This window comes from Amycolatopsis sp. lyj-109, assembly GCF_046548995.1.
Taxonomy (GTDB): Bacteria; Actinomycetota; Actinomycetes; order Mycobacteriales; family Pseudonocardiaceae; genus Amycolatopsis.
On the sequence record NZ_JAJPWR010000003.1, the window covers coordinates 14,704 to 39,208 of the forward strand.

Below are 24,505 nucleotides of genomic sequence, written 5' to 3' on the forward strand. Positions count from 1 at the left end.
CGACTCATCACGGCGGGCCGGCCTTGTACCCGACGCCGCGAACGGTCAACACCACCTCGGGGTGCTCCGGGTCCTTCTCCACCTTCGAACGCAGGCGCTGGACGTGCACGTTCACCAGCCGGGTGTCGGCCGCGTGCCGGTAGCCCCACACCTGCTCGAGCAGCACCTCGCGGGTGAACACCTGGCGCGGCTTGCGGGCCAGGGCCACCAGCAGGTCGAACTCCAGCGGGGTCAGCGGGATGGCCTTGCCTTCGCGCGTGACCTCGTGGCCCGGTACGTCGATCGCCAGGTCGCCGATGGTGAGCGATTCCGCGGGCTCGGCCTCGGTGCGGCGCATGCGGGCCCGGACCCGTGCGACCAGCTCCTTCGGCTTGAACGGCTTGACGACGTAGTCGTCGGCGCCGGACTCCAGGCCGAGGACGATGTCGACGGTGTCGCTCTTGGCGGTGAGCATGACGATCGGCACCCCGGACTCGGCGCGGATCGCCTTGCAGACGTCGATCCCGTTCATCCCGGGCAGCATCAGGTCGAGCAGGACGAGGTCGGGCTTCAGCTCACGCAGCGCGGGCAGCGCGCGTGAGCCGTCGGCGACCACCGCCGTGTCGAACCCCTCCCCACGGAGCACGATGGTGAGCATCTCCGCGAGGGCGGGGTCGTCGTCGACCACGAGAACACGTGCCTTCATGTCCCACATATTCGCACTAGTTCCGGCACCCGCACGCACGACCCGCGTGTTTGACCACCAGAAAGATCAAGATCGCGTCGGCTCCCTGCTCCATCCGGGTGCCCGTACCGGCCGCTTTGGACGGTCCGTGAAGGCCGCGCGCGAATCTCGATGCGGCCTTCACGGACCTGGAGGAGGGCTTCAAGGAAGGGCCGGCACGGGCGCGTCGACGTACACGACGCCGTCCGTGACGACCACTCGGTGGGTCCGCACGGGGTCCTTCGCCGGCAGGCAGGTGGGCGCGCCGGTGCGCAGGTCGAACCGTGCGGCGTGCAGCGGGCATTCGACGAAGCAGCCTTCGAGCCAGCCGTCGGCGAGCGAAGCGTCCTGGTGCGTGCAGGTGTCGCCGACGGCGAAGAAGCCGTCCTCGGTGTGGAACACCGCGATCGGAGCGGGGCCGTCGAGGCGGAGGGCCTCCCCTTCGGGCAGGTCGGCGACGGCGCAGGCTCGGATCATCTGGGCCTCCGGGTAACGACTGGCAGGATGCCGGGACGGTACGTGAAAGTTGCGCATTACGAGACTTTGTGCCTCTTGCGCAACAATCCGGCTTCGAGGAGGTGCGCGTCAAGAGATTCGCCCACTCAGCCGATAGCAACCCCGCAAAACGGATACTGTTGCGCCATGCGAAACCAGGACTCTGCTGACGCAACCTCGGCGGGAAAGCGTGCCTCGGCTGGTGGCAACGCAACTCAGAGCCAGGTGCAATCGGTCGACCGGGCCATCAGCGTGCTGGAACTGCTCGCGCGCAACGGCGAAACCGGCATCACCGAGATCGCGGGCGAGCTGGGGGTCCACAAGTCGACGGCGTCGCGCCTGCTCAGCGTCCTGGAAACCAGAGGCCTGGTCGAGCAGCTCGGCGAACGCGGGAAATACGCCATCGGGTTCGGCATCGTCCGGCTGGCCGGCGCCGCGACCGGCCGGATGGACCTCGCGAAACTGGGCCGGGCCAGCTGCCTGGTGCTGGCCGAGGAACTGGGCGAGACGGTGAACATCGCCATCGCCGACGACGGCGTCGCCATCAACATCAGCCAGGCCCGCGGCGCGGCCGCGATCACCACGCAGAACTGGACCGGCCAGCGGACGCCGCTGCACGCGACCTCGAGCGGCAAGATCCTCCTGGCGTACATGGGCGAAACCGAGCGCAAGCGGGTGCTGAAGCGGAAGCTGGAGCAGTACACCCCGCGCACGACGGTCGAGCCGGAAGAGCTGCTGACCGAGCTGGAACGGGTGGTCGAAGACGGTTACGCGGCCTGCTACGAAGAACTCGAGCTCGGCATGCACGCGGTCGCCGTACCGATCCACGGCCCGGGCGGGGACGTCGTCGCGGCGATGAGCGCTTCCGGGCCGTCGTACCGGCTTTCGAAGCAGCGGGTGAAGCAGATCGTGAAGCCGATGAGCGAGGCGGCGGAAGAACTTTCCGCACAGCTGGGGTACTTCCGGGATTAGCGTCGCGCGTCCGAGGTGCGTGACAGCGGCTCGGCTCAAGCGCCCCAATGTGGCCTTGGTTGCGTCTGACGCACCCAAGGCGGCCTTCGGTGCGTCTGACGCACCGAAGGCCGCCTTGGGTCGCTCGGGAACCGGGAAAGCAACTGGGGCATGGCGTTCACCCGCGCCTGAGGGACACCGTTTCGGGTGCTTGACACCGCGTCGCGCATGACGCACGTTGTTGCCGAAGACGCAACCTCGCCCGGAGGGATCCCGCGAAATGGCAGCACGGCCCCGGGTGGTCGTCGTCGGCGCCCGCCTGCTCGGCTGCGCGCTGGCCGACGAGCTGACCGAGCGTGGCTGGACCGACGTCACCGTCATCGGCGACGCCGCGGACGACCACCCGGGCCTGGTGTTCCGCACCCACGCCGACCGCACGCTGACGGCGTTCGCGAAGTACACCGTCGAGAAGTACAGCGGCCTGGACGGCCAGTGGTGCTTCAACCCGGTGGGCAGCCTCGAAGTGGCGACGTCGCCGAAGCGGCTCGATGACCTGAAGCAGCGTCACGGCTGGGCGACGTCGTGGGGCGTGCGAGGCTACCTGCGCACGCCCCAAGAGTGCGCCGACCTGCACCCGCTCCTCGACGAAGCCCGGGTCCTCGGCGGGTTCCACGTCCCCGGCGACGGTCTCCTGCACGCGGGACGTGCGGCCGAAGCCCAGGCCCGGCGGGCCAAGGGCCGCGGCGCCCGGTTCGCCGCCGAGGAAGTCACGGCGATCGAGCGCAGTGGCGGCCGCGTCACCGGCGTCGTCACCGCGGCCGGGCGGTTCCGCGCCGACATCGTCGTGTCGTGCGACGGCAGGCTCATGGACCTGGACGTGCCGCGGATGCCGTCGACCCACGAGTACGCGCTGACGGCACCGCTGCCGGAACTGGCCGGGCACAATGACGAACACGTGCAGGCGGGCCACCCCGTGCTGCGCCACCTCGACACCGGGATGTACGTCCGCGAGCACGTCGACCGGCTCGGCGTCGGGGTGACTCTGGCCGCCGATCTCCTGCCCGCGCTCCGCGACGCCGTCGTCGAAACCACCACGACGGTGGCCCTCCCCGGCACCCCGGACGGGCGGCCGCTGCTGGGCGAACACCCGGCCCTCGACGGCTTCTGGGTCGCCGAAGCCGTCCGGCCCGAGCACTCCGCGGGTGTCGCGCGCGAACTGGCGCGCTGGCTCGTCGACGGGCAGCCGTCGCTGGCCCTGCACGGCTGCGACCTCGCCCGGTTCGCGGCCCCGTTCACCGCGGAGCCGGTCCGGGCGAGCCCGTTCCACGAACGGCAGATCGCACTGGGTGCACACTTCGGTTCCGCGGCCGGCTGGGCGCGGCCGGAACGGTACTGTGACAACCGGGGCTTCGCCCCGGGGCCGGGGGCTTCGCCACCCGAACCCCCGAAAGCGGTGTTGGCGCAGATCGCCGCCGAAGCAGCCGTCACCCGCGAGCGCGTCGCGATGTTCGATCTGACGTCCGAGCCGCGGCTGGCCGTCACCGGCCCCGGCGCGCTGCCGTTCCTGCAGGCCATGACGACGAGCGACCTCGCGAAGGCGCCGGGCACGGCGACCTCCACGCTGCTGCTCGGCGAAGACGGCGGCGTGCGCGGTTGCCTGACGGTGGCTCGCCTCGGCGACGATCGGTTCCACGTCGGCGCCGGCAGACGTCTCGATTTCGACTGGCTGCGGCGGCACCTGCCGCGCGACGGCACCGTGCAGATCCACGAGACCACCCCCGGCACGTGCTGCCTCGGCCTGTGGGGACCGCTCGCCCACGAAGTCCTACCGGGACTGTCCACAGCGGACCTTTCCGCCGAGGAGACGTCCATCGGGGACGTTCCGGTCGTCGCCCTGCGACTGTCCACTGTGGGCGAACCGGGCTGGGAACTACACACCACGGCGGATTTCGGGCGCCGCCTGTGGGACACGCTGCGGGACCGTGGCGTCGGCGTCGCCGGTCACCAGGCCCTGACCAGCCTGCGGCTCGAGGCCGGCGTCCGCACCCCCGGCGTCGACTTCACCACCGAACACGACCCGTACGAGGCCGGACTCGGTTCCGCCGTCCGGCTGGACAAGGGCTACTTCCTCGGCCGCGACGCGCTGGCGGGCCGGTCCGCCGCGACCGTCAGCCGGCGGCTGTCCCGGCTGACGACCGGCAGCGTCGTCGAAAGCGGCGATCCGGTGTACGTCGACGGCCGCCCGGCCGGGTACGTCACCAGTGCCGGATACGGCCACACCGCGGGCAAAGCCGTCGCGTACGCCTGGCTTCCCGTGGAATACGGCCGATCCGGGACACCGCTGCAGGTCGGGCACTTCGGCACGCGCGTCCCGGGGAGGGTGGCATGACGCACTACGACGTGATCGTCGTCGGCCTCGGCGGGATGGGCAGCGCCGCGGCGTACCGGCTGGCGCAGCGCGGGCAGCGGGTGCTCGGCGTCGACCAGTTCGCGCCGGTGCACAACCGCGGGTCGAGCCACGGCGGCTCCCGGATCACGCGCCAGGCGTACCTCGAAGGCCCCGAGTACGTGCCGCTGCTGCTGCGGGCCCACGAACTGTGGGACGGCCTCGAACGCGACAGCGGACGACGGCTGTTCACCCGCTGCGGCGGCCTCATGGTCGGCACGGCGGATTCGCGGACGATCACCGGCAGCGTGGCGTCGGCGCAGGCGTTCGACATCCCGCACGAGCTGCTGGCCGCGGCCGAAATCCGGGGCCGGTTCCCGACGATGGCGCCGTCGCCGGACGAAGTCGCGCTGTACGAGCCGGGCGCCGGGTTGGTGTCCCCCGAAGGCAGCGTCGCCGCGCACCTGCAGCTCGCCGCGCGGTGCGGCGCCGAACTGCACCACGAGGAGAAGGTGTTCACCTGGAGCACCACGGCCGGCGGGGTGCGCATCGGGACGTCGGACAATTACTACACGGCCGGCCGCCTGGTGCTGTGCCCCGGCGCGTGGGCCGGCGAGCTGCTGCGCGGCTTCGGCGTCCCCTTCACGGTCCGTCGACAGGTGCAGTACTGGTTCGCGCCCTCGGGCGGGATCGCGCCGTTCCGGGAGCACCCGGTCTACATCTGGGAAGGCGACGGCTACACGTTCTACGGCTTCCCGGCGCACAACGCGCCCGCCGACGGCGTGAAGGTCGCGTTCCACAGCGGCGGCCGGACGTGCACGCCCGACGGCATCGACCGGGAGGTGTCCGGCGACGAGGTCCACGAGATCGCGGCCGTGGTGAAGCGGCACATCCCGACGCTGCCCGGCGCGTTCCTCCGGGCCGCGACCTGCATGTACACCGACACGGCCGACGAAAGCTTCGTGCTCGCCCCGCACCCGGACGAGGAGCGGGTGGTGCTCGCGTGCGGGTTCTCCGGCCACGGCTTCAAGTTCGCCCCGGTGATCGGCGAAGTCCTCGCGGACCTGGTGGTCGACGGCGCCACGGCCCACCCGATCGAGCAGTTCGACCCGGCCCGGCTACTGCCCTAGCGCCCCAAGGCGGCCTTGGGTGCGTCTCACGCACCGAAGGCCGCCTTGGTTGCGTCTCACGCACCGAAGGCCACATTGGGGCGCTTGAGCCGGGTCAGCTCAGCAGCGTCGTCGCCAGCGCTTCGAGGTCCACGCCCGCGACGCCGTCCAGGACGTGCCACGGCGCGAGCCAGCCCGAAGCGGCCAGCTCGTCGTAGACGGCCGCGCACCGCCGCTGCAGGCCGTCGTCGGTTTCGAAGGCGTCGCGCTCCCGGCCCGTCTCGGTCTCCGCACGGCGCTCGGCGCGTTCGGCCGCGACCGCCGGGGCGACGCGCAGGAGCAGGTGCGCGTCCGGGCGGGGCAGGCCGAAGCGGCCGACTTCCAGCTCCCACACCCACTTCACGACTTCGCCGGCGGCGTCCTGCCGCAGGCGCGCGGCCGCGTACGCGGCGTTGGAGGCGACGTACCGGTCGAGCAGGACGACGTCGTGCGCGGCCAGCAGCGCACGGATCTCGTCCGCGGTGCCGCTGCGGTCCAGCGCGTAGAGCATCGCCATGCCGTACACCGAGTCGGCGAGGTCGCCGTGCCCGCGGTGCAGCGCCTCGCGGACGAGGTCCGCGTGCACGCTTTCGCCGTAGCGCGGGAACGCCAGCGACGTCACACTCGCGCCCTTGGCGCCGAGCGCCGCCGTCAGCCCGTCGGTGAGCGTGCGCTTGCCCGCACCGTCGAGCCCTTCGATGACCACCAGTCGACCCACGGAGGTCACAGTACTGATGGTGGACCGGCGGGCTCGGTGGAAGGGGATCGACGCCGAGCCCGCCGGTTCGTCTAGGCGGGGTGCCGCCGGAGGTGGAGCACGTAGCCGGCGCCGCTGATCGCGAGCACGCCGACGAGGATCAGCAGCGGCACCCAGCCGGTGTCGTGGCCGGACGGCGCCGGGCCGCCGTCACCGCGGGGCATCACCTGGGACGTCGCGTCGTAGCCGCCGGCCTCGCCGTCGCGGGCGTAGACCGAGCCGGGGAGCTTGTCGGCGTAACGCGCCTCGACGATCCGCTGGTAGCCGGCGACCGCTTTGCCGTCGGCCAGCGACGTCACCCGGCCGCCCGAGACCGCGTACCAGGCGTCGACCTGCGGTTCGTGGAGCAGCTGGGCGCCCGCGGGCAGCTTCCGGGCGTACTCGCCCTCGACGTCACCCGAAGCGATGTTGCCGATCTGCCAGGTGCCGTCCGCGGCGCGGACCGACCAGAGCGTCGCGGTCCGGCCGTCCGAGGCACGCGCGGGGATCGCGAAGTAAGCGAAATCACCCGGCGCGGCTTCGGCCTTGCCCGCGACGAAGTCCGGCGAAAGCTCGTACACGGGGTACGCGTCCGGCGCGATCTTCACCGAGACCGGCCCCTGGGCGCCCGGTGCCTGGGCGAAGAACTGGACCAGGACGTCCTGGAACCCCGCGGCCGCGCGGTGCGCCGCGGAGGCATCGGCGCTGCTGATGCCGGCGGCCTGGGCCGCGCCTGACACCGGAGCCGTCATCAGCAGCGCCGCGCCCGTCAGCACGGCGAGCACGATCGCCCGCCTGCTCATCGGGCGATCCCGGTGAGCGTGTGCGTCCAGGTGAATGACGAGTTCTGCGTGTAGTAGCCGTAGGTCGACCAGTTGTAGCGCTTGGCGGGGCCGGGGTCGCCCCAGAACACCCAGTCGCCGTGGGTGTCGTAGCCGTAGAGGACGTGCACGTGGCCGCCGCCCGAGCGGTAGCCGACGCGGGTCTCGACCGGCCGGTCCGCGGCCGTCTGCGTCCGGACGTCGGCGTAGGAGATGCGCCGGTCGAGGTAGCGGCCCGGCGAGCTGAAGCCGAGCCGGGCGAAGGCGCGTTGCGGGTCGGCGAGCGTGCCGGGGAGGTTGGCGCAGTCCGCGCCGGTCTCGCCGTGGGCCAGCTGGCAGAACCGCGTCTGGCTGACGACCGCGCCGTGGTAGGCGGCGATGGTGTTGCCCGCGCCGGCCCAGCACCACTGGTTCTTCTGCTGGAGCTGCAGGACGATCTGGCTCCGGTAGGTCGACGGCACTCCGGGCGCGGCTCCGGCTGTGGCCGGCGCGACCAGGCACAACATCAGGCTCACCGCCAGTACGGCGTGGACCCTGCTCGACTTCACCAGCACGGACGGCCTCCTGCTCGAACGTGGGCGAACCAGCGGTGGTCACAACGGTGAACAACGCGGTCACAAGGAGCAAGAACGCCATCCGGAGGAACGGACCGTTCCGGGGCACAGCCGGAACGCGGAACGCTCACCTCAACGAGGCCAACCTCCCTGAACGGGGGTCGGCACGGCCACCCTACGCTGCTACCGTGAACGTTCCGCGGTGTTCACGCCCAGCGCACACACTGGTCGGGTGAAGGGACGAGCGGTGGCACAAGACGGGAACCTTCCACTGATCATCGATGGCGCCCGCACGACCCGGGCATCGGTCGCCGAACTGCCGAAAGAGCTGACCGAGGCACTCCGCACCGGCGAGTTCCACCACGCCCTCCGGCTGGCGATCGCCTACCGCGGGCTGTCGCTGGCCCGGCTGCGGGCCCACCTCGCGTTGCGCGGGGTCCAAATCGGACAGTCGACGCTGAGTTACTGGCAACGCGGGCTGCGTCAGCCCGAGGTGCCGAAGGCGCTGCCGGCGGTCCGGGCCCTGGAATCGGTCCTCCAGCTGCCGGCGGACGCCCTGGTGGTGCTGATCGGGCCTCGACTGGTCCGCCGTGGCCACCAGCCGGCGGCGTCGTTCCACGACCTGCGTTCCGGCGACATGGGGTCGATCGTCGAGGACCTCCTGGCCGAGCTGGGCGCGTACCCGTCGTCGAACCACTACAACGCCGACCTCGAGCTGCTGTCGGTGCACGACACGATCACCTTCGACGCGGAGCACCGCCAGGTCAGCCTGCGCACGCGGCTGGTGACGCGCGCGCGTCGGCACGGGCCGGATCGCTATCTGACGGTGTACAACGGCGACCCGGGCTGCCGCATCGACGACGTCGAGCTGATCACGGACGAGGGCTGCCGGGTGGGCCGGATGCGCCGCAACCCGGACGCGGACACGATGGCGACGGAGCTGCTGTTCGACCGCAAGCTGGCCGAGGGCGACATCCACGTGTTCTGCTTCGAGGTCCGCGACGACTCGGGATCGGCGTCGCCGGGCTACTACCGGATGCTGCGGGATCGGTGCGCGAGTTACCTGGTCCAGTTGCGGTTCGACCGGAACGCCCTGCCGGCCCGGTGTACCCGCCAGGTCCGGGCCCGCGACGACGCGCTGCCGGTGGTCGCGGAGGAGCTGGCGTGCGACATGGGTGGGGTGAGCAGCGCGTTCTTCAACGACGCCGGGCCGGGGCTGGCCGGGGTCGCGGTCGAGTGGAACTGACGCGTGTCGACCCTCCAGCCACGCGTGTCGACCCTCGGATCACGGCTGCTCTGCTCCGGAAGGGTCGACACGCGTGATTCGGAGGTCGACGCGCGTGATTGAAGGGTCGACACGGTGCCTCAGTGGCCGCGGTGTTTGGCGCGGGATTTGGCTTTCGCCAGGGTCCGGCGGCGGGTGGCGTCGGCGGCCGCGCGGCGTTTGCGGGCCGCTTTGTTCTCTGCCGCGTGCTGGGTGACCGCGTCGCGCAGGGCGCGCTGGGCGGCCGTGCCGATGCCCTCGTCTTGCTGGGCTTTCTTCGCCAGCTTCGCGAGACGCTTGGCGTTGAGCCGGGCTGTCGGCCGCTGTTCGGCGGGGACCGGCGGTGCCGCGCGGGCTTCGTCGGCCAAGCGCGCGAAGTCGCGGCCAGCGGCGAAGACCGCCAGTTCGGCGTTGGTGGGCTCGGCGCCGAAGACGTGACGCGCGGCCCGGACCAGGCCGTCTTCGTGGATCTCGTAGACGCCGACCCAGAACCGGCCGTCGTGGTACAGCGTGAACACCCCGTGCATCGGGAACCTCCAGGCGTGACGGATCAGCCTGGCGTCACCGGTTTCCCTTGACGGGACAACGGGCCCTGTGCGAGCCGCCCGGACTACCCACCGGGCCGTGAGGTTCGTGAAGCCAAGAACGGCCCAGACTACGCGGGGAGGCCGCCGATGCCGATCTCGTTTCCCTCGGGGTCGCGGTAGAGCAGCTTCCGGACGCCGTTGTCGTAGGTCTCCCGGTCCGCGGGCTCGATGCCCCGCTCGGAGATCGCCGCGACGCGCTCGTCCAGGTCGCCGACGAACAGGACGTGCATGGCGTGCCCGGTCGCCCGCTCCGGACGGCGCTCGATGAACACCGCGCCGTGTTCGGTGACCTCCCACAACGCCTCGGTCTCGCTGACCACGAACGTCGGCGGCGCCCCGAAGAGCTTCTCGTACCAGGCCAGCGCCCGCTCGTAGTCGAGCACGGCCACCCCCGCCATCAGGTCGACCATCACAACACCTCGAAACCGTTGGCCTTCGCGGCATCGGCCTGACGCTCGTCGCGGGTGACGAAGGTGACGGGTTCGCCGCCGGTGAGTTCGGCCGTGGAGTGCATCGCGACCGCGATGTGGATCGCGTCCAGGGTGCGCACCGGGTAGTTCTCGGTGACCAGCCGCCGCGCGGCGGGAATGACCCGGCTCGGGTCGAAGGGGATGAGCACCAAGTCCCCGTCCGGAGAGGCAAGGTGATCGAAGTGCGCCAGCATCGCCGCGGGATCGGGAATCCGGCCGGTCCGCTTGGCGGCCGTCATGGCACCGGCGAACTCGACGCGGGTGAAGTCGCTGCTCACCACCGGGGCATCACCCTCGAGGAGCAACTTGCGGAACTTGTCGTGCTCCGGCTCATCCCGAAGGTAGGCGGTGACCAGCGCGCTGGTGTCGACGTACAGCACGGTCACCACTCCCCTCGGGTCCAGTCGAGCGCTTCACTGACAGCCGTGCCCCAGCCTCGGGACAGGTCTTCGAGTTCGTCCAGGGTCGGCACGTGAGCCGGCGGCTCCACGTGCACGACCTTGCCTTCGGCGATCATTCGCCGCTTCCATTCCGCTCGGGTTTCCGTCTTCGCCACTACGCCCCTCAACGCTTCCGTGACCAGGTCGTTCATGCTGCGCCCTTCGGCTTCGGCTCTCGCCTTCAACCGGGCGTGCAGCTCGTCGTCGATCCTCGTGATCAACTGTTTCACCCCCCCATGATAACACGTCACCCGATCGTGCTATCACTGTCACAAGCGCAAAACAAAAGGCCGCCCCGAACACTTTCGGGGCGGCCCTGACCAGCTAAAACGCAAAGACCTCAGTACCGGTAGTGCTCCGGCTTGAACGGGCCTTCGACGTCCACATCGATGTATTCCGCCTGCTCCTTGGTGAGCTTGGTCAGCTCGCCACCCAGTGCATCCAGGTGAATGCGAGCCACCTTCTCGTCCAGCTTCTTCGGGAGCCGGAAGACCTCGTTGTCGTACTCCTCGTGCTTGGTGAACAGCTCGACCTGCGCGATCACCTGGTTCGAGAAGCTGTTCGACATCACGAACGACGGGTGCCCCGTCGCGTTGCCCAGGTTCAGGAGCCGGCCCTCCGACAGCACGAGGATCGTGTTGCCGTTCGGGAAGATCCACTCGTCGACCTGCGGCTTGATGTTCACGCGGCGGATGCCGGGGTAACGCGCCAGGCCGGCCATGTCGAGCTCGTTGTCGAAGTGGCCGATGTTGCCCAGGATCGCCTGGTGCTTCATCTTCGCCATGTGCTCGACCAGCACGACGTCCTTGTTGCCGGTCGTCGTGATGACGAGGTCGGCCTCGGGCAGCGCGTTCTCCAGCGTGCGGACCTGGTAGCCGTCCATTGCCGCCTGCAGCGCGCAGATCGGGTCGATCTCCGTCACGATCACGCGGGCGCCCTGGCCGCGCAGGGACTCCGCCGCGCCCTTGCCGACGTCGCCGTATCCGCAGACCACCGCGACCTTGCCGCCGATCAGGACGTCGGTGCCGCGGTTGATGCCGTCGATCAGGGAGTGGCGGATGCCGTAGCGGTTGTCGAACTTCGACTTCGTCACCGCGTCGTTGACGTTGATCGCCGGGAACAGCAGCTCGCCCGCCGCCGCCAGCTGGTACAGCCGCAGCACACCGGTGGTCGTCTCCTCGGTGACGCCGCGGATGCCCTCGCCGATCTTCGTCCACTTTCCTGTGTCGGCCGCGACCGACGTGCGCAGCAGCTCGAGGAACACGCGGAACTCGTCCGAGGTGTTCTCGTCCGGGGTCGGCACGACGCCGGACTTCTCGTACTCGGTGCCCTTGTGCACCAGCATGGTGGCGTCACCGCCGTCGTCGAGGATCATGTTCGGGCCGAGTTCACCACTGTCGTCCCAGGTGAGCATCCGCTCGGTGCACCACCAGTACTCCTCGAGCGACTCGCCCTTCCACGCGAAGACCGGGACGCCCTTGGGCTCCTCGGTCGTGCCGTGCGGGCCGACGACGATCGCGGCCGCCGCGTGGTCCTGCGTCGAGAAGATGTTGCAGGACGCCCAGCGCACCTCGGCACCCAGCGCCACCAGCGTCTCGATCAGGACCGCGGTCTGCACGGTCATGTGCAGCGAGCCCGAAACGCGCGCCCCGCGCAGCGGGTAGACCTCCGCGTATTCGCGCCGCAGCGCCATCAGTCCCGGCATCTCGTGCTCGGCGAGGCGGATCTCCTTGCGGCCGAACTCGGCGGCCTCGAGGTCGGCGACGGCGAACTCGATGCCGTTGCGGGTCTCGTGCCGCTTGGCAACGCTTTCGGGGGTCATAGTGGCGATTCCTCCAAGACTCGATGACCCCCGAACACTACCGTTGTCCGCTCGACTGTCCCTAGAAGTGTCAGGAGCCCTTACCGTGCCCATGCCCGGCCCGGACACCCGCGTCGTGGAAATCCGCGTCGCCGGGCTCGTGGGCACCAGCGGGGAAACGCTGCTCGACGCGGTTTCGACGGTCGACGTCGCCGGTGACGGCCTGGGCCGGGTGATCCGCCCGGCGGACCGGCTGCGCCGCCCGGCACCCGGGCCGGTGCTGCCGGCGCTGGGCCGGTCGATCCCGCGGACCCTCGAGGGCTACCTCTGGCACGGCATGACCTCGGGCGGCGCGGCGAAGGCCACCTGGGCGCTGCTGTTCCCGTTCTCCCTGGCCAACGTCGCGTTCTGGATGCTGCCCCCGGTCCCGCCGGACCGCCGCCTCGCGCGCGTCCTCGGCGCCGTCTGCCGCGGCCTGCTGCGCGTCGGTGCCCTGCTGCTGACGATGCTGCTGATGGGGCAGCTCGCGGCCATCGCGCTCGACCTCTTCGCCACGCAGTGCCTCGCGCCCGGGTCGGGCTGCCTGCCGGTGGTCCCCGACGTGCTGCGCACGGCGGGAGCCCGGATCGCCGTCGGCGTGCTGCCGCTGCTGGTCGTGATCTTCGTCCTGCACCGGATTTCGAGCGCGACCTGGGCGGTGCACGCCGACGGCGACCTCACCGGCGGCCCCCTGCGGATGCGCGCCGACCCGGAGACGCCGGCCCTGCGCTGCCTGCACACCGTGGCGGCGCTGGCCTCGGTCGCGCTGCTGCTGCTCGGCGGGCCGTTCCGCGTGCCGGCCGGCAGCGTGGACCTCGTTGTCTGGATCATCACACTGGCCGTGGTGCTCGCCACCGTCGTCGCCGCCGCGATCGGCGTCGACACCGGCCGGTTCGCCCGGCCCGGCGTGCTCGCCTTCGCGACCCTGCTCGTCGTCGTGACGGCGGTCCGGCTCAGGCCGGGCGCGGGTCCGCTGCCCGGCACGAACGGCGTCGTCGAGGGCCTCGGCGCGGCCCTGGTCGCCGTCACGGTGCTGTTCGCGCTGTTCCTCGCCCCGGCCGCGGTGCTGGCCCGGCCCGGCTGGAAGCACAAGCCCCAGCGGCTGCGGCCGTGGATGGGCGGCTGGGCGGCCGCGCCGGTGCTCGCGCTGGGCGGCCTGCTCGGCGGCGGCTTCGGCGCCGGGCTCGCCGAGGCGCTCCGACGTCTGTCCGGAGCGGAGCACCTGCGGGTGCCCGACACGTATTTGCTGGTCACGGTCCTGTGGGGCGCCGGGCTGACGCTGGCCGCGGTGCTCGGCGTGCTGGGCTTCGCGGTCGCCGTCCCGCTGCGCCGGCTGCGGCGGGGCATCCCCGAGATCGTCGAGCTGATGGAGCACGACGAACGGCAGGAGGCCCAGGCCGCGGCGGCCTGGGCGCGCTCGGCGTGGGAACGGCGGCACCTGCACCACCTGGCATTGGCGGTCGCGAGCGCGATGTCCGCGGGCGGCGCGGGGTTGCTGGTGCTGCGGTTCGGGTTCGGGCTGGTCCCCGGCTGGTTCGGCCCGCTGTCGGCGATCGGCGTGGTCGCGCTCGGCGCGCTGGCCGCAGGCCTGCTGCGCGTGGTCTACACGGCCGCGCGCACCCCGCAGCGCAGCCGGCACCTCGGCGCGCTGGCCGACCTGGTCTGCTTCTGGCCGCGGGCCGCGCACCCGACGGTGCCGCCCTGCTACGCGCTGAAGGTCGTCCCGGAACTGGCCGCGCGGGCGCGCGAGCACCTCGCCGATCCCGGCACGCGGGTGGTGCTCTCCGGCTACAACCTCGGCAGCCTGCTGACGATCATGGCCGCCGCCCGGCTCGCCGCCGATCTGCCGGCCGCGGACCTCGAACGCGTCGGCGTGCTCACCGCCGGGTCCCCGTTGCAGTGGGGCTACCAGCGCGCTTTCCCGGCGCTGCTGCCGCAGGAAGCGCTGGAACGGCTCTTCGCCGACCTCGACGGCCGGTGGCGGGCCCTCTGCCGCGGCACCGACATCTTCGGCGGCGGCGTGACGACCTGGCGGCACTCGGTCGCCGACCGGCGCCTGCACGGCGTCGGGTTCCTCGCCGGCGGCGGCTGCGGTCCGGTGTCGGCGACGGCCGACGCCAACGGCGTCCTGATCCTCGGCGGCGACCACTGGCTGCCGGACCCGCTGCGCGGCCCGAGCGGGCGGCACCGCTGGGCGCCGGGGGTGCTCAAGCACCAGGACTACGTGGTGGACGCCGAATGGGACCACGCCGTCGCGATGGCCGCCGGCCTCGGCAAGCCGTCCTGGGGCGAGCAAGGCTCGCTGTTCGGGGACTTTCCCCCGAAACGGTGAAGGCCCCTCGCGCGCGGAGCGAGGGGCCTTCGACCGGGGACTAGCTCAGCTTCACTCGGAAGCCTTGCGGCGGAACTTCAGCAGCGCGAGCAGGCCGCCACCGGCGACGAGCAGCAGCGCGCCGACCCAGATCAGCCAGCTGTTGTCGAAGCCGGTGTTGGCCAGGCCGCCACCGGTGCCCGACTCGTTGCCCGCCGGCACGACGGCCGGAGCCGAGCTGGTCGGCGAGACCGAGGTGTCCGCGGTCGCCGGGGTGCTCGGCTTGGCGGTCGTGGTGGTCGTGGCCGGCGTCGACGGCTTGGTGGGCGCCGTCGTGGTGGGCTGCGTCGGCTTCGTGGTCTTCGTGCCGCACAGGATCCACTTGTCGATGTTCGGCTGGCGGCCCTTGAACGTCTTGGTCGCCTTCAGGTTGTTCCACGGCGCGGTCGCGGGGAACACCTCGCCACCCTTGCCGACCTTGCCGGGGATGTACTCATTGAAGCCGTCGTCGCCACCGATGACGACGATGCGGGTCACCTTCACACCGTCGTGGACGGCGGTGATGTTCAGGGTGCTCTTGCCCTCGCCGCCCGTGAACTCCACGTCGCTGTGCTCAAGAGTCTTGTTGTCCGCGCACGCAGCCTTGCCGCGGTCGGGGATCGGGTTCGGGCGGTTGTCGTCGGTGTAGCAGGCCAGGGCGGAACCGGCGGTCCCGATCAGGGCGGCGGTGGTGAGCGCCATGACCGCAACGGCGCCGCGGAAGGAACGTCTGCGCATGAGTTCTCCAGTACCGAACGGGGGAGGAACGGCAAAATCGGGGGACGCGGCACCACTGAACGTGGGAATCACGCGGCTGTAATTCACCCGTCAGTGGCACACGAAGGATCGAAAGGTATCGCACGTCACCCAGCCGCTTACGCGGGGTCCCCCTTTGCACACAAATCGCAAGATCGTCTTGATCAAGTCGTAACCTCGCATTACGCAACCAAACGTAAAAAGCCCCGCCGACCTGGGCGTCCAGGCGGGCGGGGGCTGTTACCGAGCAAGTCAGGCTTCGGGCGCCTTCACGGGTTCGTCGAGCCCGCCGGCCTGCCGCTTGCCGACCAGCGAATGCCGTCGGCTGTAGCCGAAGTACAGCACCACGCCCAGCACCATCCAGGCGATGAACCGCAGCCAGGTCAGCACGGTCAGGTTCAGCATCAGCCACAGGCAGGCGAGGATAGCCAGGATCGGGATCAGCGGCACCAGCGGCACCTTGAACGCCCGGGGCAGGTCCGGCCGCGTCCGCCGCAGCACCAGCACCCCGGCCGAGACGAGCACGAACGCGAAGAGCGTGCCGACGTTCACCATTTCTTCGAGCTTGTCCGCCGGGAAGAACCCGGCCGCGAGCGCGACCAGCCCGCCGACGATGAGCGTCGCGCGCTTCGGCGTGCCGCTCTCGCCGGTCTTCGCCAGTCCGCGCGGCATCAGGCCGTCGCGCGACATCGCGAAGATGATCCGGACCTGACCCAGCATCAGCACCATGACGACGGTGGTGAGACCGGCCAGGGCGCCGAACGAAATGATGTTGGCCGCCCAGTCGATTCCGTTGGCGGAGAACGCCGTGGCGAGCGTCTTGTGGCTGCCGTCGCCCGCCTTGGTCGCGAGGTCCTTGTACGAAGTCATGCCGACGACCACGAGCGACACCGCGACGTACAGCACGGTCACGATGGCGAGCGAGCCCATGATCCCGCGCGGCACGGCCTTCTGCGGGTTCTTGGTCTCCTCCGCGGTGGTCGCGACGATGTCGAAGCCGATGAACGCGAAGAACACCAGCGAAGCGCCGGCCAGCAGGCCGAAGACGCCGAACGAGCTGCTCGCGCCGCCCGCGATCAGGGAGAACAGCGACTGGTCGACACCGGTCTGACCGGCTCCGCCCGTCTCGCCCGGCGGGATGTACGGCGTGTAGTTGGCGCCCTTGATGTAGAAGAAGCCGAGGATGATCACGAACAGCACCACGGCGACCTTGATCCCGGTGATCACCATGGACACCCGCGACGACAGCTTCGTGCCGACGACCAGCAGCGTCGTCAGGACCGCGACGACGAGCAGGGCGCCCCAGTCGACGGTGACACTCCCGATGTCGAACGTCGTCTTCGTGCCCTTGCCGAAGAGGTAGCTCAGCACCGTCTCGAGGTACACCGACCAGCCCTTGGACACCGCGGCGGCGCCGACGGCGAGCTCGAGGATCAGGTCCCAGCCGATGATCCACGCCATGAACTCGCCGAAGGTGGCGTAGGAGAACGTGTATGCGCTGCCCGCGACCGGCACGGTCGAGGCGAACTCCGCGTAGCACAGCGCCGCGAGCGCGCAGGCGATCGCGGCGAACACGAAGGCGAGCGAAACCGACGGCCCCGCGTAGTCACCCGCCGTGCGCGCTGTCAGTGTGAAGATGCCGGCACCGATGACGACGGCGACGCCGAAGACCGTGAGGTCCCACGCGCTCAGGTTCCGCCGGAGCTTCGTATCCGGCTCGTCGGTGTCCGCAATGGACTGTTCGATCGATTTAGTGCGCCACAATCCCGTTCCGGGCACCGTTGACCTCCTGCGGCTGGCCTGCATGTATCGCAGTAGGTCACCCTATCGGGTCAGGTCGGTGACGGCTCGCCGAAGACTGCGAAGTGGATCTTCGGTTATCGCGCGAGGCTGCGGTCGAGGTCCGGTTCGAGGTAGATCAGCTTGGCCACCGGCACCTTGGCGCGGACGCGGGCCTCGGCGTCGTCGATGGCCGTGGCCAGCTCGGCGGTGTCGAGCCCCGGCACCAGCGCCAGCTTCGCCGCGACCAGCAGCTCGTCCGGGCCCAGGTACTGGGTGCGGATGTGGATGACGCGCTCGACCTTGCCCGCGGCGAGCTCGTCGACGATCGTCGCGAGGACGCTCTCGTTGGCGCCTTCGCCGATGAGCAGGCTCTTCATCTCGATGATCAGGATGATCGCGATGACGCCCAGCAGCGCGCCGATCGCCAGGGTGCCGACGCCGTCCCAGACCGGGTTCCCGGTGATGACCGACAGCCCGACGCCCAGCAGTGCCAGGACAAGACCGAGCAGCGCGCCGGCGTCCTCGAGCAGCACGACGGGCAGCTCGGGCTCCTTGGCCTGGCGGATGAAGCCCCACCAGGTCGCGTTGCCCTTGATCTTCTTCGACTCGGTGATCGCGGTGTAGAAGCTGTAGCCCTCCAGGCCGACCGCGACCAGCAGGATGATCACCGCGACGATCGGCGATTCGAGCGGCTCCGGGTGACCGATCTTGTGGATGCCTTCGTAGAACGCGAACGCAGAACCGAGCGTGAAGAGCATCAGCGCGACGATGAAGGAATAGAAGTACCGGTCGCGGCCGTAGCCGAAGGGGTGCTCCTTGTCCGCTTCCCGCTTCGACGTCTTCTGGCCGAGCAGCAGCAGGCCCTGGTTCGTGGTGTCGGCCAGCGAGTGCACCGACTCGGCCAGCATCGACGACGACCCCGTGACGAGGAAGCCGGCGAACTTCGCCGCCGCGATCCCGGCGTTCGCCCCGAGTGCCGCGAGGATCGCCTTGGTTCCGCCTCCAGCTGACACGACCGCTCCCCTGGTAGGTCCTGAAATGTCCGGGTGGAGCCTAATGGGAGCGTGCGAGGACGGCCGTCCCGACCGGGTGAAGCGCGGTCGCCGGTTCTGTCGTACCCCTTCGCTACCGTGGGTTTCCCAGCCGACCACTCCCGGGAAGGTGACATGGCGCACTTCGCCGTGCTCGGTCCGCTCGCCGTCGAGAGCCCGCCGGGCCGGTGGGCGGTCCTGCGTGGCGAGCGGCAGCGCACGCTGCTGGCCGTCCTGCTGCTCAACGCCGGCCAGCACGTCCCCGTCGACGTGCTGGTCGAGGCGCTGTGGCCGGACGGGCCGCCCAAGTCGTACACGTCCAACCTGCACACCTACCTCTCGCGGCTGCGCGACCGGATCGAGGGCCTGCGGGTCGAGCACGGCCCGGCCGGCTACCGGCTGGACGTCGAGCCGGCGGAGCTCGACCTGCTCGCCTTCCGGTCCGCCGTCGCCGAGGGGCGGCGGGCCGGGGATCCGGTGGCCGCCGCGGGGCACTACCGGCGGGCGCTCGCGCTGTGGCGGGGACCGGTGCTGGCCGGGCTGCACGTGCCGCGGCTCGACGCCGACGTCGCCCGGCTGGAGTCCGAGCGGCTGGCCGTGTTCGAGGACTGCGTCGACGCGGAGCTGACAGCCGGGCGGCACGGGGAGCTGACCGGCGAGCTGCAGGCCATGATCACCGAGCACCCGCTGCGCGAGCGGCTGGCCGCGCAGCTGATGATCGCGCTGCACCGGGCCGGGCAGCAGGGCAGCGCGCTGGAGGTCTACCGGCGGCTGCGAACGACGCTGATCGAGGAACTCGGCGTCGAGCCCGGCGCGGAGGCCCGGCGGGTGCACGCCGCCGTCCTGCGCGGCGAGGACCCGGTGCCGCGGCTGCCGCCCGCGGTGTGGCCGGTGTGCCAGCTCCCGCCGGACATCGGGGACTTCACCGGCCGCGACGCCGAACTGGCGGAGCTGACCGGCGTGCTCGGGGCCGGCACCGGCGTCCCGGTCGCGGTGCTCAGCGGCGAGCCGGGGGCGGGCAAGAGCACCCTCGCCGTGCGCGCCGCGCACCGGCTGCGCGCCCGGTTCCCGGACGGCCAGCTGTACGTGCCGCTGGCGGGCCGGGACATCGGCGAGGTGCTGGCCGACCTGCTGCGCGCGCTGGGCGTCCCCGGCCCCGCCGTGCCGGACGACGTGCGGGCGCGCGCGGCGGTGTTCCGCGGCCGGCTCACCGACCGGCGGGTGCTGGTGGTGCTCGACGACGCCGTCGACCCCGAGCACGTCCGCACCCTGCTGCCGGGCACGCCGGGCTGCGCGGTGCTCGTGACGAGCCGCCGGCGGCTGAGCGGGCTGGCCGGCGCGCACCGGCTGCCGCTCGGTCCCCTGTCCGGCGCCGACGCCGCCGAGCTGCTGTACCGCCTCGCCGGGGCGCGCGTGAGCCGGGAGCGCACCGACGCCGAGCGGATCATCACGGCGTGCGCGCGGTTGCCGCTGGCCCTGCGGATCGCGGGCAGCAGGCTGGCCATCCGCCCGCACCTGCGGCTCGGCGAGCTGGCCGGCCGGCTGGAGGACGAGGTCCGCCGGCTCGACGAGCTGACCGTGAGCGACCTCGCCGTCCGGAGCAGCATCGCGCTGAGCTACGAAGCCCTGCGGCCGCCCGCGCGGCGCGCGTTCCGGCTGCTCGGCCGCTGCCGCCTCGCCGACCTGCCGGCCTGGGCGGTCACCACCCTCATCACCGACCCTGCCGGCCCTGCCGACCCGGACGAGGCCGTCGAAGAGCTCGTCGAAGCGAGCCTGCTGGAGGCGCACGGACCGGACGAGACGGGCGAAGGCCGCTACCGGATGCACGACCTCGTCCGGCTGTACGCGGCGGAGCTCGGCGACCCGGCGCCCGGTGACGGCCTCCGGACGGTGCTGGCGGCAACGCTGGCGCTCGCCGACGCGGCGGCGGCCCGGCTGCCGCGTACGGTGCCGATGCCGTCCCCGGCCCACGAAGCGCCCGCGCAGCCGTTGCCGGCCGAGCTGGTGGAGCGGCTGCTGGCGCGTCCGGACGACTGGTTCGCCGCCGAGCGCGCGAACCTGCTGCAGCTCATCGGCACGCTCGGTCCGCGGGAGGCCCTGCTGCTGCTCGACCGCCTCGGCGTCCACCTGTATCTGCACGGCCGGTACGCCGACATGCGGGCGGCGTACGAGACGGTCGTGGCCGCCGATCCCCCGCTGGCCACGGTCGCCGAGGCCACGCTGACGCTGCTGCGGCATGCGCGTGGCGAGTACGAGGAGGCCGCGGTCCGTTATCGGGCGTGCGCCAAGGAGCTCGAGGCGCAGGGTGATCGCCGCACGCACGCGTGGGTTTCGGCGAACCTGGCGCACTGCCTGATCGGTTTGGGCCGCGCGGAGGAGGCCCTGCAGACGGCGGCCCACGCCCGGGAGCTGTTCACTGTGGACGGTTCGGCGGCCTCCGCGGCCGAGCTGGGCTGGGTGCGGGCGGCGGAGTCGGCGGCCTTGCTGCGGCTGGGCCGGATTTCCGACGCCCAGGAGGTCGACCGCACGGCGCTGGCGGCGGCACGATCGGCCGGGGACGCCCGGATGATCGGCGAGGCGCTGCACGCGTTCGCGTGGTCAGCCCTGCTGACGGGCGACGATTCCGGTGCGGTGACGGCGATCGCGGAGTCGGTGGAGCTGCTGCGCGGCACGGCGGTGCGGTCGGCGCTGGCGAAGTCGTTGCGCACGCGGGGCGCGATCTCGGCGGCGACGGGCGCACGTGACGACGCGACGGCGGCCTTCGGGGAGGCTCGCGAGCTGGCCCGGGACCTGGACGAGCGACCGCGCGAGCTGTCGTGCACGCGGGCGCTGGCGGCGAGTTGGATCGGCGAGGGCCGCGCGGCGCAGGCGATCCCGGTGCTGCGGGCGTGCTTGGACGGGTTCCGCGAGATGGGCGGCCGGGCGGCGACGGGGCTGACGTGGCTGGTGTTGCACCGGGCGTACGTCGCCACGGGAGATGCGGAAGCGGCCGAGGAGGCGGCGACCGAGGCAGCGGAGCTGACCGACCCACGCGACGCCAGCGCGGCTGCCCTGCGCCGGGCGCTGCTCGCCCTCACCGAGCCGGCCCGCCGCCCGCCTGCGAAGTGAACTTCGTGAAGGCCACCTTGAGGAAGATAAACTTCCTCAAGGTGGCCTTCACGAAGTTCACCGGCGTCCCGCCAAGGGCCCGTGCGAACCCGGCCGCCGGGCGAGACAAGGTGGTGCCGCCCCCTCACTGCACCACCCGCCTCGCCCCGCCGGCCGGGGTGGCCGCCGAAGTGGTGCCGCCCCCTCGCGGCACCACCTCAAGCCCACGGACGCCGGGCGAATCCGACCGGCGTCACCCCCAGCGGACCCGGCGGCGCGCATCAGCGCACCAGGGTCCCCCCTTGGTGTCGATCGTGGCGGAGCCCGCCACACGGAACGCACACAGAATCTCCCGGGCCCACACACAGGCGCCTCGGGCAGCCCGCACCCGCAGGGCCGGCTGCCCGAGGCGGCTGGACCGTCGGATCGGGTAGCTGGGGAAGCCGGGTACGTGAGGGCAGCCCCTGAGGCGTCTCAGAGGCAAAAGGCAAGGCGGTGGGTCAGTCCTCGCAGGTGCCGGCCGTCGCGCGGAAGAGCTGCGCCCGCCCGCCGCCCAGTGCGCGTACGTGGACCGGCGGGTCCGCCGCCGGGAGCCACACCGACTGGCCCCGGCGCAGCTCGACCTTCTCGCCGTCGTCCGCCGTCACCAGCAGGTCGCCTGCCGTGCACAGCAGGATCTGTGGGCCCACGCTGTCGACCGAAATCTTGTCGTCCTGGCCGGCCGCCCACTCCACCCGCGACAGCTCGAACTCCGGCGCGTCCGTGCGGTACACCGACAGCCGTTCCCCGCTGTCGCCGCACTGGACCGGCATCTCGCCGCACGCGAAGTCGACCACGCGCAGGAGCTCCGGGACGTCCACGTGCTTCGGCGTCAGGCCACATCGCAGGATGTTGTCCGAGTTCGCCAGGATCTCCACGGCCGTTCCGTGGAGGTACAGGTGCAGGTTGCCCGCCGGCAGGTAGATCGCCTCGCCCGCGCGCAGCGTCAGGCGGTTCAGCAGCAACGCCGCCAGCACGCCCGCGTCGCGCGGGTGCGCCTCGCCGAGCTCCAGGATCGTCCGGCACTCCACCGCGAATTCGCCGTGCTCCTGGACGTGGCGGACGCACGCGTCGAGCACTTCCGGCAGCAGCGAATCCAGCGACGGCTGCGGCAGCGTGATCCACGTCGTGAACAGCGCCCGCAGGCCGTCCGGGTCCGGCTGGGCCTCGATCAGCCCGGTGTACTTCGCCAGCCCCGGCGTCTCGATCGCCTTCAGCAGCTTCACCGTGCGGTCCGGGGCGCGGAACCCCGCCAGCGCGTGGAACTCCGTCAGCGCGCAGACCAGCTCCGGCTTCGCCGTCGGATCCGGGTAGTTGCGGTTCGACGCGTCCCTCGGGATGCCCAGCTTTTCCTCGCGGGCGTGCCCCTCCGCGGCCTGGGCCGCCGACGGGTGCGCCTGCATCGACAGCGGCTCCTCCGCCGCAAGGATCTTCAACAGGAACGGAAGCCGCCCGCCCCACCGCTTCGCGCAGCGCTCGCCGAGCTGGGTCACCGGGTCGGCGTCCACCAGCTCGAGCAGGCTCCGCTCGGTCCCGTCGGGGCCGATGACGTGCGACGGGTCGCCCGGGTGGGCACCCATCCACAGCTCGGCCTCGGGGTGCGGCGCGGGTACCGGACGGCCCAGCAGCTCGGGGATCGCCGTCCGCGATCCCCAGGCGTAGGGCCGCACCGCATTGCGCAGCAGCTCCACTGTCACCTCAACTCCACTCCTTCGGCACCGGCGACGCCGGTGCTAGGCGGGTCTCACGCCGTCGCGGGCGCGAAGCGGCCCGCGCCGCCGATGCTGCCCGCCGCCAGCCCGAGATAGACCGCCGCCAGTTCGAACCGCAGTGCCAGCACCGCGGCCCGCACGATTTCGTCGGCCTCGATCTCCTCGGCCGGCGCGATGACGTCCGCACCCGGCAGCAGATCCTCGGCCTGGTAGCGCGCCGCGTCCGTGGCCGGACCGGTCCGCACCGAGAGCAACAGCACCCGGGTGGGGATGTCACCAGAGGAATCGTCCGGATCAGCGAAGATGTCACGCTCCCGGCCGCCCGATTGCGCCGCCCGCCGCAATGCGGGGCGCGCCAGGGCCTGACGATAGTCCTCGACGTCGCACACCGTGGCCGCGTGGGCCGCGAACGCGTGCGCAGCGTGTTCGCCGACGGCCACCGCGACCGGGTCCAGCCCCCACAGCAGGGGAACACGGTCGGCCACCCGCAGGGCGAGCGCCTTGGCCGGGTTCGCGAACGATTCCCTGGCCAGGTAGTCCTTCTCGGCTTCGAGATCCAGCTGGTCGGCCAGTGTCTGGACGTCGGAGATCAGCAGGCCCAGCGCGTTCGCGGTGAGCAGCCCGGCGGCCAGGCCGCGCGGGAACGCCAGCTCCGCCGGCACCGGGATCCGGGGCGCCAGCAGCAGGCCCTTCCCCGCAACGGCGGCCGCCACCGGGCCTTCCGACGGCGCCGAAAGCACCACGGAGGCGCCGTAGCGGGCGGCTCGCTCCAGCGACGCGGCGAGCTCGCGGTCACCGGGGTCGTCCGTGTGCGCGAAGACGACGTCGAGCGCGCCGATCCAGCTCGGCACCACCTCGGCGACTACCACGGGCACCGGGCACGACGGCGCCAGCAGGGCGGCCAGCAGCCGCGTGAGGGTGCGGCTGACCCCCGGCCGGTCGATCAGCACGACGGCGCGCGGACGGCCCATGTCCAGCCGGTCGGACAGTTCCAGCTCCGCGGCGAGCTCGGCGGCCGCCCGCACCTGGGCGCCCGCCATCGCGGCGGCCCGGAGCAACCCCGCACTGTCGGCCTCGGCCAGCCGCGCGGGGTCGTCGAGCAGCGAGTCGTCAAGCACTGTCGGCATCGGAATTTCCGCTGTCACCGGGAAGGGTCGCTTCGTCCAGCAGCAGCACCGGGATGCCGTCACGGACCGGGTACACCCGGCCGCATTCCGTGCACGTCAATGCGTCGGCCTCGGGGTCGTCCGGGGCGCCCGGCCGGAGCGGGGCGTGATCGGGCGACGGGCACGCCAAGATCTCGAGGAGCTGGGCGTCGAGCGTGATGGCCATGGTTCCTCCATACCACGCGGG

22 protein-coding genes are annotated in these 24,505 nt (G+C 71.6%); 6 read left to right on the forward strand and 16 right to left on the reverse strand.

Annotation, left to right across the window (positions count from 1 at the left end):
- Positions 1-7 precede the first annotated feature (7 nt).
- Both mtrA and ACLJQF_RS07460 read right to left on the reverse strand, forming a co-directional pair.
- Positions 8-685 carry an MtrAB system response regulator MtrA gene (mtrA, locus tag ACLJQF_RS07455; protein ID WP_005150760.1) on the reverse strand — a complete coding sequence of 226 codons (678 nt, stop codon included), beginning with the start codon at positions 683-685 and terminating at the stop codon, positions 8-10.
- Positions 686-865: 180 nt separating this feature from the next.
- Positions 866-1,180, reverse strand: a complete 315-nt coding sequence (locus ACLJQF_RS07460) for a bifunctional 3-phenylpropionate/cinnamic acid dioxygenase ferredoxin subunit (RefSeq protein ID WP_410607481.1) — start codon at positions 1,178-1,180, stop codon at positions 866-868.
- A 165-nt stretch (positions 1,181-1,345) separates the two neighbouring features.
- Between ACLJQF_RS07460 and ACLJQF_RS07465 the strand changes: the two genes are divergently transcribed.
- The 3 genes from ACLJQF_RS07465 to solA all read left to right on the forward strand — a co-directional run bounded on the left by ACLJQF_RS07465 (position 1,346) and on the right by solA (position 5,665).
- Complete coding sequence (locus ACLJQF_RS07465) at positions 1,346-2,170, forward strand: IclR family transcriptional regulator (protein ID WP_410607482.1); 825 nt, start codon at positions 1,346-1,348, stop codon at positions 2,168-2,170.
- Positions 2,171-2,429: 259 nt separating this feature from the next.
- Positions 2,430-4,538: an FAD-dependent oxidoreductase gene (locus ACLJQF_RS07470; RefSeq protein ID WP_410607483.1), complete on the forward strand. Its 2,109-nt coding sequence runs from the start codon at positions 2,430-2,432 to the stop codon at positions 4,536-4,538.
- Complete coding sequence (gene solA, locus ACLJQF_RS07475; RefSeq protein WP_410607484.1) at positions 4,535-5,665, forward strand: N-methyl-L-tryptophan oxidase; 1,131 nt, start codon at positions 4,535-4,537, stop codon at positions 5,663-5,665. The genes ACLJQF_RS07470 and solA overlap by 4 nt, the downstream gene beginning before the upstream one ends.
- A gap of 94 nt (positions 5,666-5,759) precedes the next feature.
- Here solA and ACLJQF_RS07480 read toward each other — a convergent pair whose 3' ends face one another.
- The 3 genes from ACLJQF_RS07480 to ACLJQF_RS07490 form a co-directional block, all read right to left on the reverse strand.
- A complete protein-coding gene (locus ACLJQF_RS07480) occupies positions 5,760-6,410 on the reverse strand; it encodes a dTMP kinase (RefSeq protein WP_410607485.1) in 651 nt (216 codons plus the stop codon).
- A 62-nt stretch (positions 6,411-6,472) separates the two neighbouring features.
- The gene (locus ACLJQF_RS07485; RefSeq protein ID WP_410607486.1) at positions 6,473-7,222 is read right to left on the reverse strand and encodes a hypothetical protein; all 750 of its coding nucleotides are present in this window, start codon (positions 7,220-7,222) and stop codon (positions 6,473-6,475) included.
- Complete coding sequence (locus tag ACLJQF_RS07490; RefSeq protein ID WP_410607487.1) at positions 7,219-7,794, reverse strand: papain-like cysteine protease family protein; 576 nt, start codon at positions 7,792-7,794, stop codon at positions 7,219-7,221. The genes ACLJQF_RS07485 and ACLJQF_RS07490 overlap by 4 nt, the downstream gene beginning before the upstream one ends.
- Positions 7,795-8,041: 247 nt before the next feature.
- On the opposite strand from ACLJQF_RS07490, the gene ACLJQF_RS07495 reads away from it, so the two are divergent.
- On the forward strand, positions 8,042-9,040 hold the full coding sequence (locus ACLJQF_RS07495; RefSeq protein WP_103341215.1) for a hypothetical protein: 999 nt from the start codon (positions 8,042-8,044) through the stop codon (positions 9,038-9,040).
- Between the two features lie 119 nt (positions 9,041-9,159).
- Here the strand turns inward: ACLJQF_RS07495 and ACLJQF_RS07500 are convergent, their stop codons facing one another.
- The 5 genes from ACLJQF_RS07500 to ahcY all read right to left on the reverse strand — a co-directional run bounded on the left by ACLJQF_RS07500 (position 9,160) and on the right by ahcY (position 12,377).
- A complete protein-coding gene (locus ACLJQF_RS07500) occupies positions 9,160-9,585 on the reverse strand; it encodes a YjdF family protein (protein ID WP_410607488.1) in 426 nt (141 codons plus the stop codon).
- 128 nt (positions 9,586-9,713) lie between these two features.
- Positions 9,714-10,055: a VOC family protein gene (locus ACLJQF_RS07505; protein ID WP_410607489.1), complete on the reverse strand. Its 342-nt coding sequence runs from the start codon at positions 10,053-10,055 to the stop codon at positions 9,714-9,716.
- A complete protein-coding gene (locus tag ACLJQF_RS07510; RefSeq protein WP_410607490.1) occupies positions 10,055-10,504 on the reverse strand; it encodes a type II toxin-antitoxin system VapC family toxin in 450 nt (149 codons plus the stop codon). Before ACLJQF_RS07510 ends, ACLJQF_RS07505 begins: the two co-directional genes overlap by 1 nt.
- Positions 10,498-10,785 carry a FitA-like ribbon-helix-helix domain-containing protein gene (locus tag ACLJQF_RS07515; RefSeq protein WP_410607491.1) on the reverse strand — a complete coding sequence of 96 codons (288 nt, stop codon included), beginning with the start codon at positions 10,783-10,785 and terminating at the stop codon, positions 10,498-10,500. Before ACLJQF_RS07515 ends, ACLJQF_RS07510 begins: the two co-directional genes overlap by 7 nt.
- A gap of 110 nt (positions 10,786-10,895) precedes the next feature.
- Complete coding sequence (ahcY, locus tag ACLJQF_RS07520) at positions 10,896-12,377, reverse strand: adenosylhomocysteinase (protein ID WP_410607492.1); 1,482 nt, start codon at positions 12,375-12,377, stop codon at positions 10,896-10,898.
- Positions 12,378-12,468: 91 nt separating this feature from the next.
- Between ahcY and ACLJQF_RS07525 the strand changes: the two genes are divergently transcribed.
- Entirely contained in the window at positions 12,469-14,727 is a 2,259-nt protein-coding gene (locus ACLJQF_RS07525) for a hypothetical protein (protein WP_410607916.1), read from the forward strand.
- 51 nt (positions 14,728-14,778) lie between these two features.
- Here the strand turns inward: ACLJQF_RS07525 and ACLJQF_RS07530 are convergent, their stop codons facing one another.
- The 3 genes from ACLJQF_RS07530 to ACLJQF_RS07540 all read right to left on the reverse strand — a co-directional run bounded on the left by ACLJQF_RS07530 (position 14,779) and on the right by ACLJQF_RS07540 (position 18,296).
- Positions 14,779-15,483 carry an LPXTG cell wall anchor domain-containing protein gene (locus ACLJQF_RS07530; RefSeq protein WP_410607493.1) on the reverse strand — a complete coding sequence of 235 codons (705 nt, stop codon included), beginning with the start codon at positions 15,481-15,483 and terminating at the stop codon, positions 14,779-14,781.
- A 270-nt stretch (positions 15,484-15,753) separates the two neighbouring features.
- Complete coding sequence (locus tag ACLJQF_RS07535; RefSeq protein ID WP_410607494.1) at positions 15,754-17,280, reverse strand: amino acid permease; 1,527 nt, start codon at positions 17,278-17,280, stop codon at positions 15,754-15,756.
- A 98-nt stretch (positions 17,281-17,378) separates the two neighbouring features.
- A complete protein-coding gene (locus ACLJQF_RS07540) occupies positions 17,379-18,296 on the reverse strand; it encodes a cation diffusion facilitator family transporter (RefSeq protein WP_410607495.1) in 918 nt (305 codons plus the stop codon).
- A 153-nt stretch (positions 18,297-18,449) separates the two neighbouring features.
- Here ACLJQF_RS07540 and ACLJQF_RS07545 point away from each other — a divergent pair, with 153 nt between their 5' ends.
- The gene (locus ACLJQF_RS07545) at positions 18,450-21,422 is read left to right on the forward strand and encodes a BTAD domain-containing putative transcriptional regulator (RefSeq protein ID WP_410607496.1); all 2,973 of its coding nucleotides are present in this window, start codon (positions 18,450-18,452) and stop codon (positions 21,420-21,422) included.
- A 479-nt stretch (positions 21,423-21,901) separates the two neighbouring features.
- Here the strand turns inward: ACLJQF_RS07545 and manA are convergent, their stop codons facing one another.
- The 3 genes from manA to ACLJQF_RS07560 are packed head-to-tail and all read right to left on the reverse strand — an operon-like array spanning position 21,902 to position 24,484.
- On the reverse strand, positions 21,902-23,131 hold the full coding sequence (gene manA / locus ACLJQF_RS07550; RefSeq protein WP_410607917.1) for a mannose-6-phosphate isomerase, class I: 1,230 nt from the start codon (positions 23,129-23,131) through the stop codon (positions 21,902-21,904).
- 53 nt (positions 23,132-23,184) lie between these two features.
- Positions 23,185-24,279 (reverse strand): hypothetical protein, encoded by a 1,095-nt coding sequence (locus ACLJQF_RS07555; RefSeq protein WP_410607497.1) that lies wholly within the window; start codon positions 24,277-24,279, stop codon positions 23,185-23,187.
- Positions 24,263-24,484, reverse strand: a complete 222-nt coding sequence (locus ACLJQF_RS07560) for a Trm112 family protein (protein WP_410607498.1) — start codon at positions 24,482-24,484, stop codon at positions 24,263-24,265. The genes ACLJQF_RS07555 and ACLJQF_RS07560 overlap by 17 nt, the downstream gene beginning before the upstream one ends.
- Positions 24,485-24,505: the final 21 nt, after the last annotated feature.

What these genes read in the sequence shown, in the direction of transcription:
- mtrA (WP_005150760.1), bottom strand. Translation starts at nt 685, where the DNA reads ATGAAGGCACGTGTTCTCGTGGTCGACGACGACCCCGCCCTCGCGGAG.
- ACLJQF_RS07460 (WP_410607481.1), bottom strand. Translation starts at nt 1,180, where the DNA reads ATGATCCGAGCCTGCGCCGTCGCCGACCTGCCCGAAGGGGAGGCCCTC.
- ACLJQF_RS07465 (WP_410607482.1), top strand. Translation starts at nt 1,346, where the DNA reads ATGCGAAACCAGGACTCTGCTGACGCAACCTCGGCGGGAAAGCGTGCC.
- ACLJQF_RS07470 (WP_410607483.1), top strand. Translation starts at nt 2,430, where the DNA reads ATGGCAGCACGGCCCCGGGTGGTCGTCGTCGGCGCCCGCCTGCTCGGC.
- solA (WP_410607484.1), top strand. Translation starts at nt 4,535, where the DNA reads ATGACGCACTACGACGTGATCGTCGTCGGCCTCGGCGGGATGGGCAGC.
- ACLJQF_RS07485 (WP_410607486.1), bottom strand. Translation starts at nt 7,222, where the DNA reads ATGAGCAGGCGGGCGATCGTGCTCGCCGTGCTGACGGGCGCGGCGCTG.
- ACLJQF_RS07500 (WP_410607488.1), bottom strand. Translation starts at nt 9,585, where the DNA reads ATGCACGGGGTGTTCACGCTGTACCACGACGGCCGGTTCTGGGTCGGC.
- ACLJQF_RS07505 (WP_410607489.1), bottom strand. Translation starts at nt 10,055, where the DNA reads ATGGTCGACCTGATGGCGGGGGTGGCCGTGCTCGACTACGAGCGGGCG.
- ahcY (WP_410607492.1), bottom strand. Translation starts at nt 12,377, where the DNA reads ATGACCCCCGAAAGCGTTGCCAAGCGGCACGAGACCCGCAACGGCATC.
- ACLJQF_RS07525 (WP_410607916.1), top strand. Translation starts at nt 12,469, where the DNA reads ATGCCCGGCCCGGACACCCGCGTCGTGGAAATCCGCGTCGCCGGGCTC.
- ACLJQF_RS07530 (WP_410607493.1), bottom strand. Translation starts at nt 15,483, where the DNA reads ATGCGCAGACGTTCCTTCCGCGGCGCCGTTGCGGTCATGGCGCTCACC.
- ACLJQF_RS07545 (WP_410607496.1), top strand. Translation starts at nt 18,450, where the DNA reads ATGGCGCACTTCGCCGTGCTCGGTCCGCTCGCCGTCGAGAGCCCGCCG.
- ACLJQF_RS07555 (WP_410607497.1), bottom strand. Translation starts at nt 24,279, where the DNA reads ATGCCGACAGTGCTTGACGACTCGCTGCTCGACGACCCCGCGCGGCTG.
- ACLJQF_RS07560 (WP_410607498.1), bottom strand. Translation starts at nt 24,484, where the DNA reads ATGGCCATCACGCTCGACGCCCAGCTCCTCGAGATCTTGGCGTGCCCG.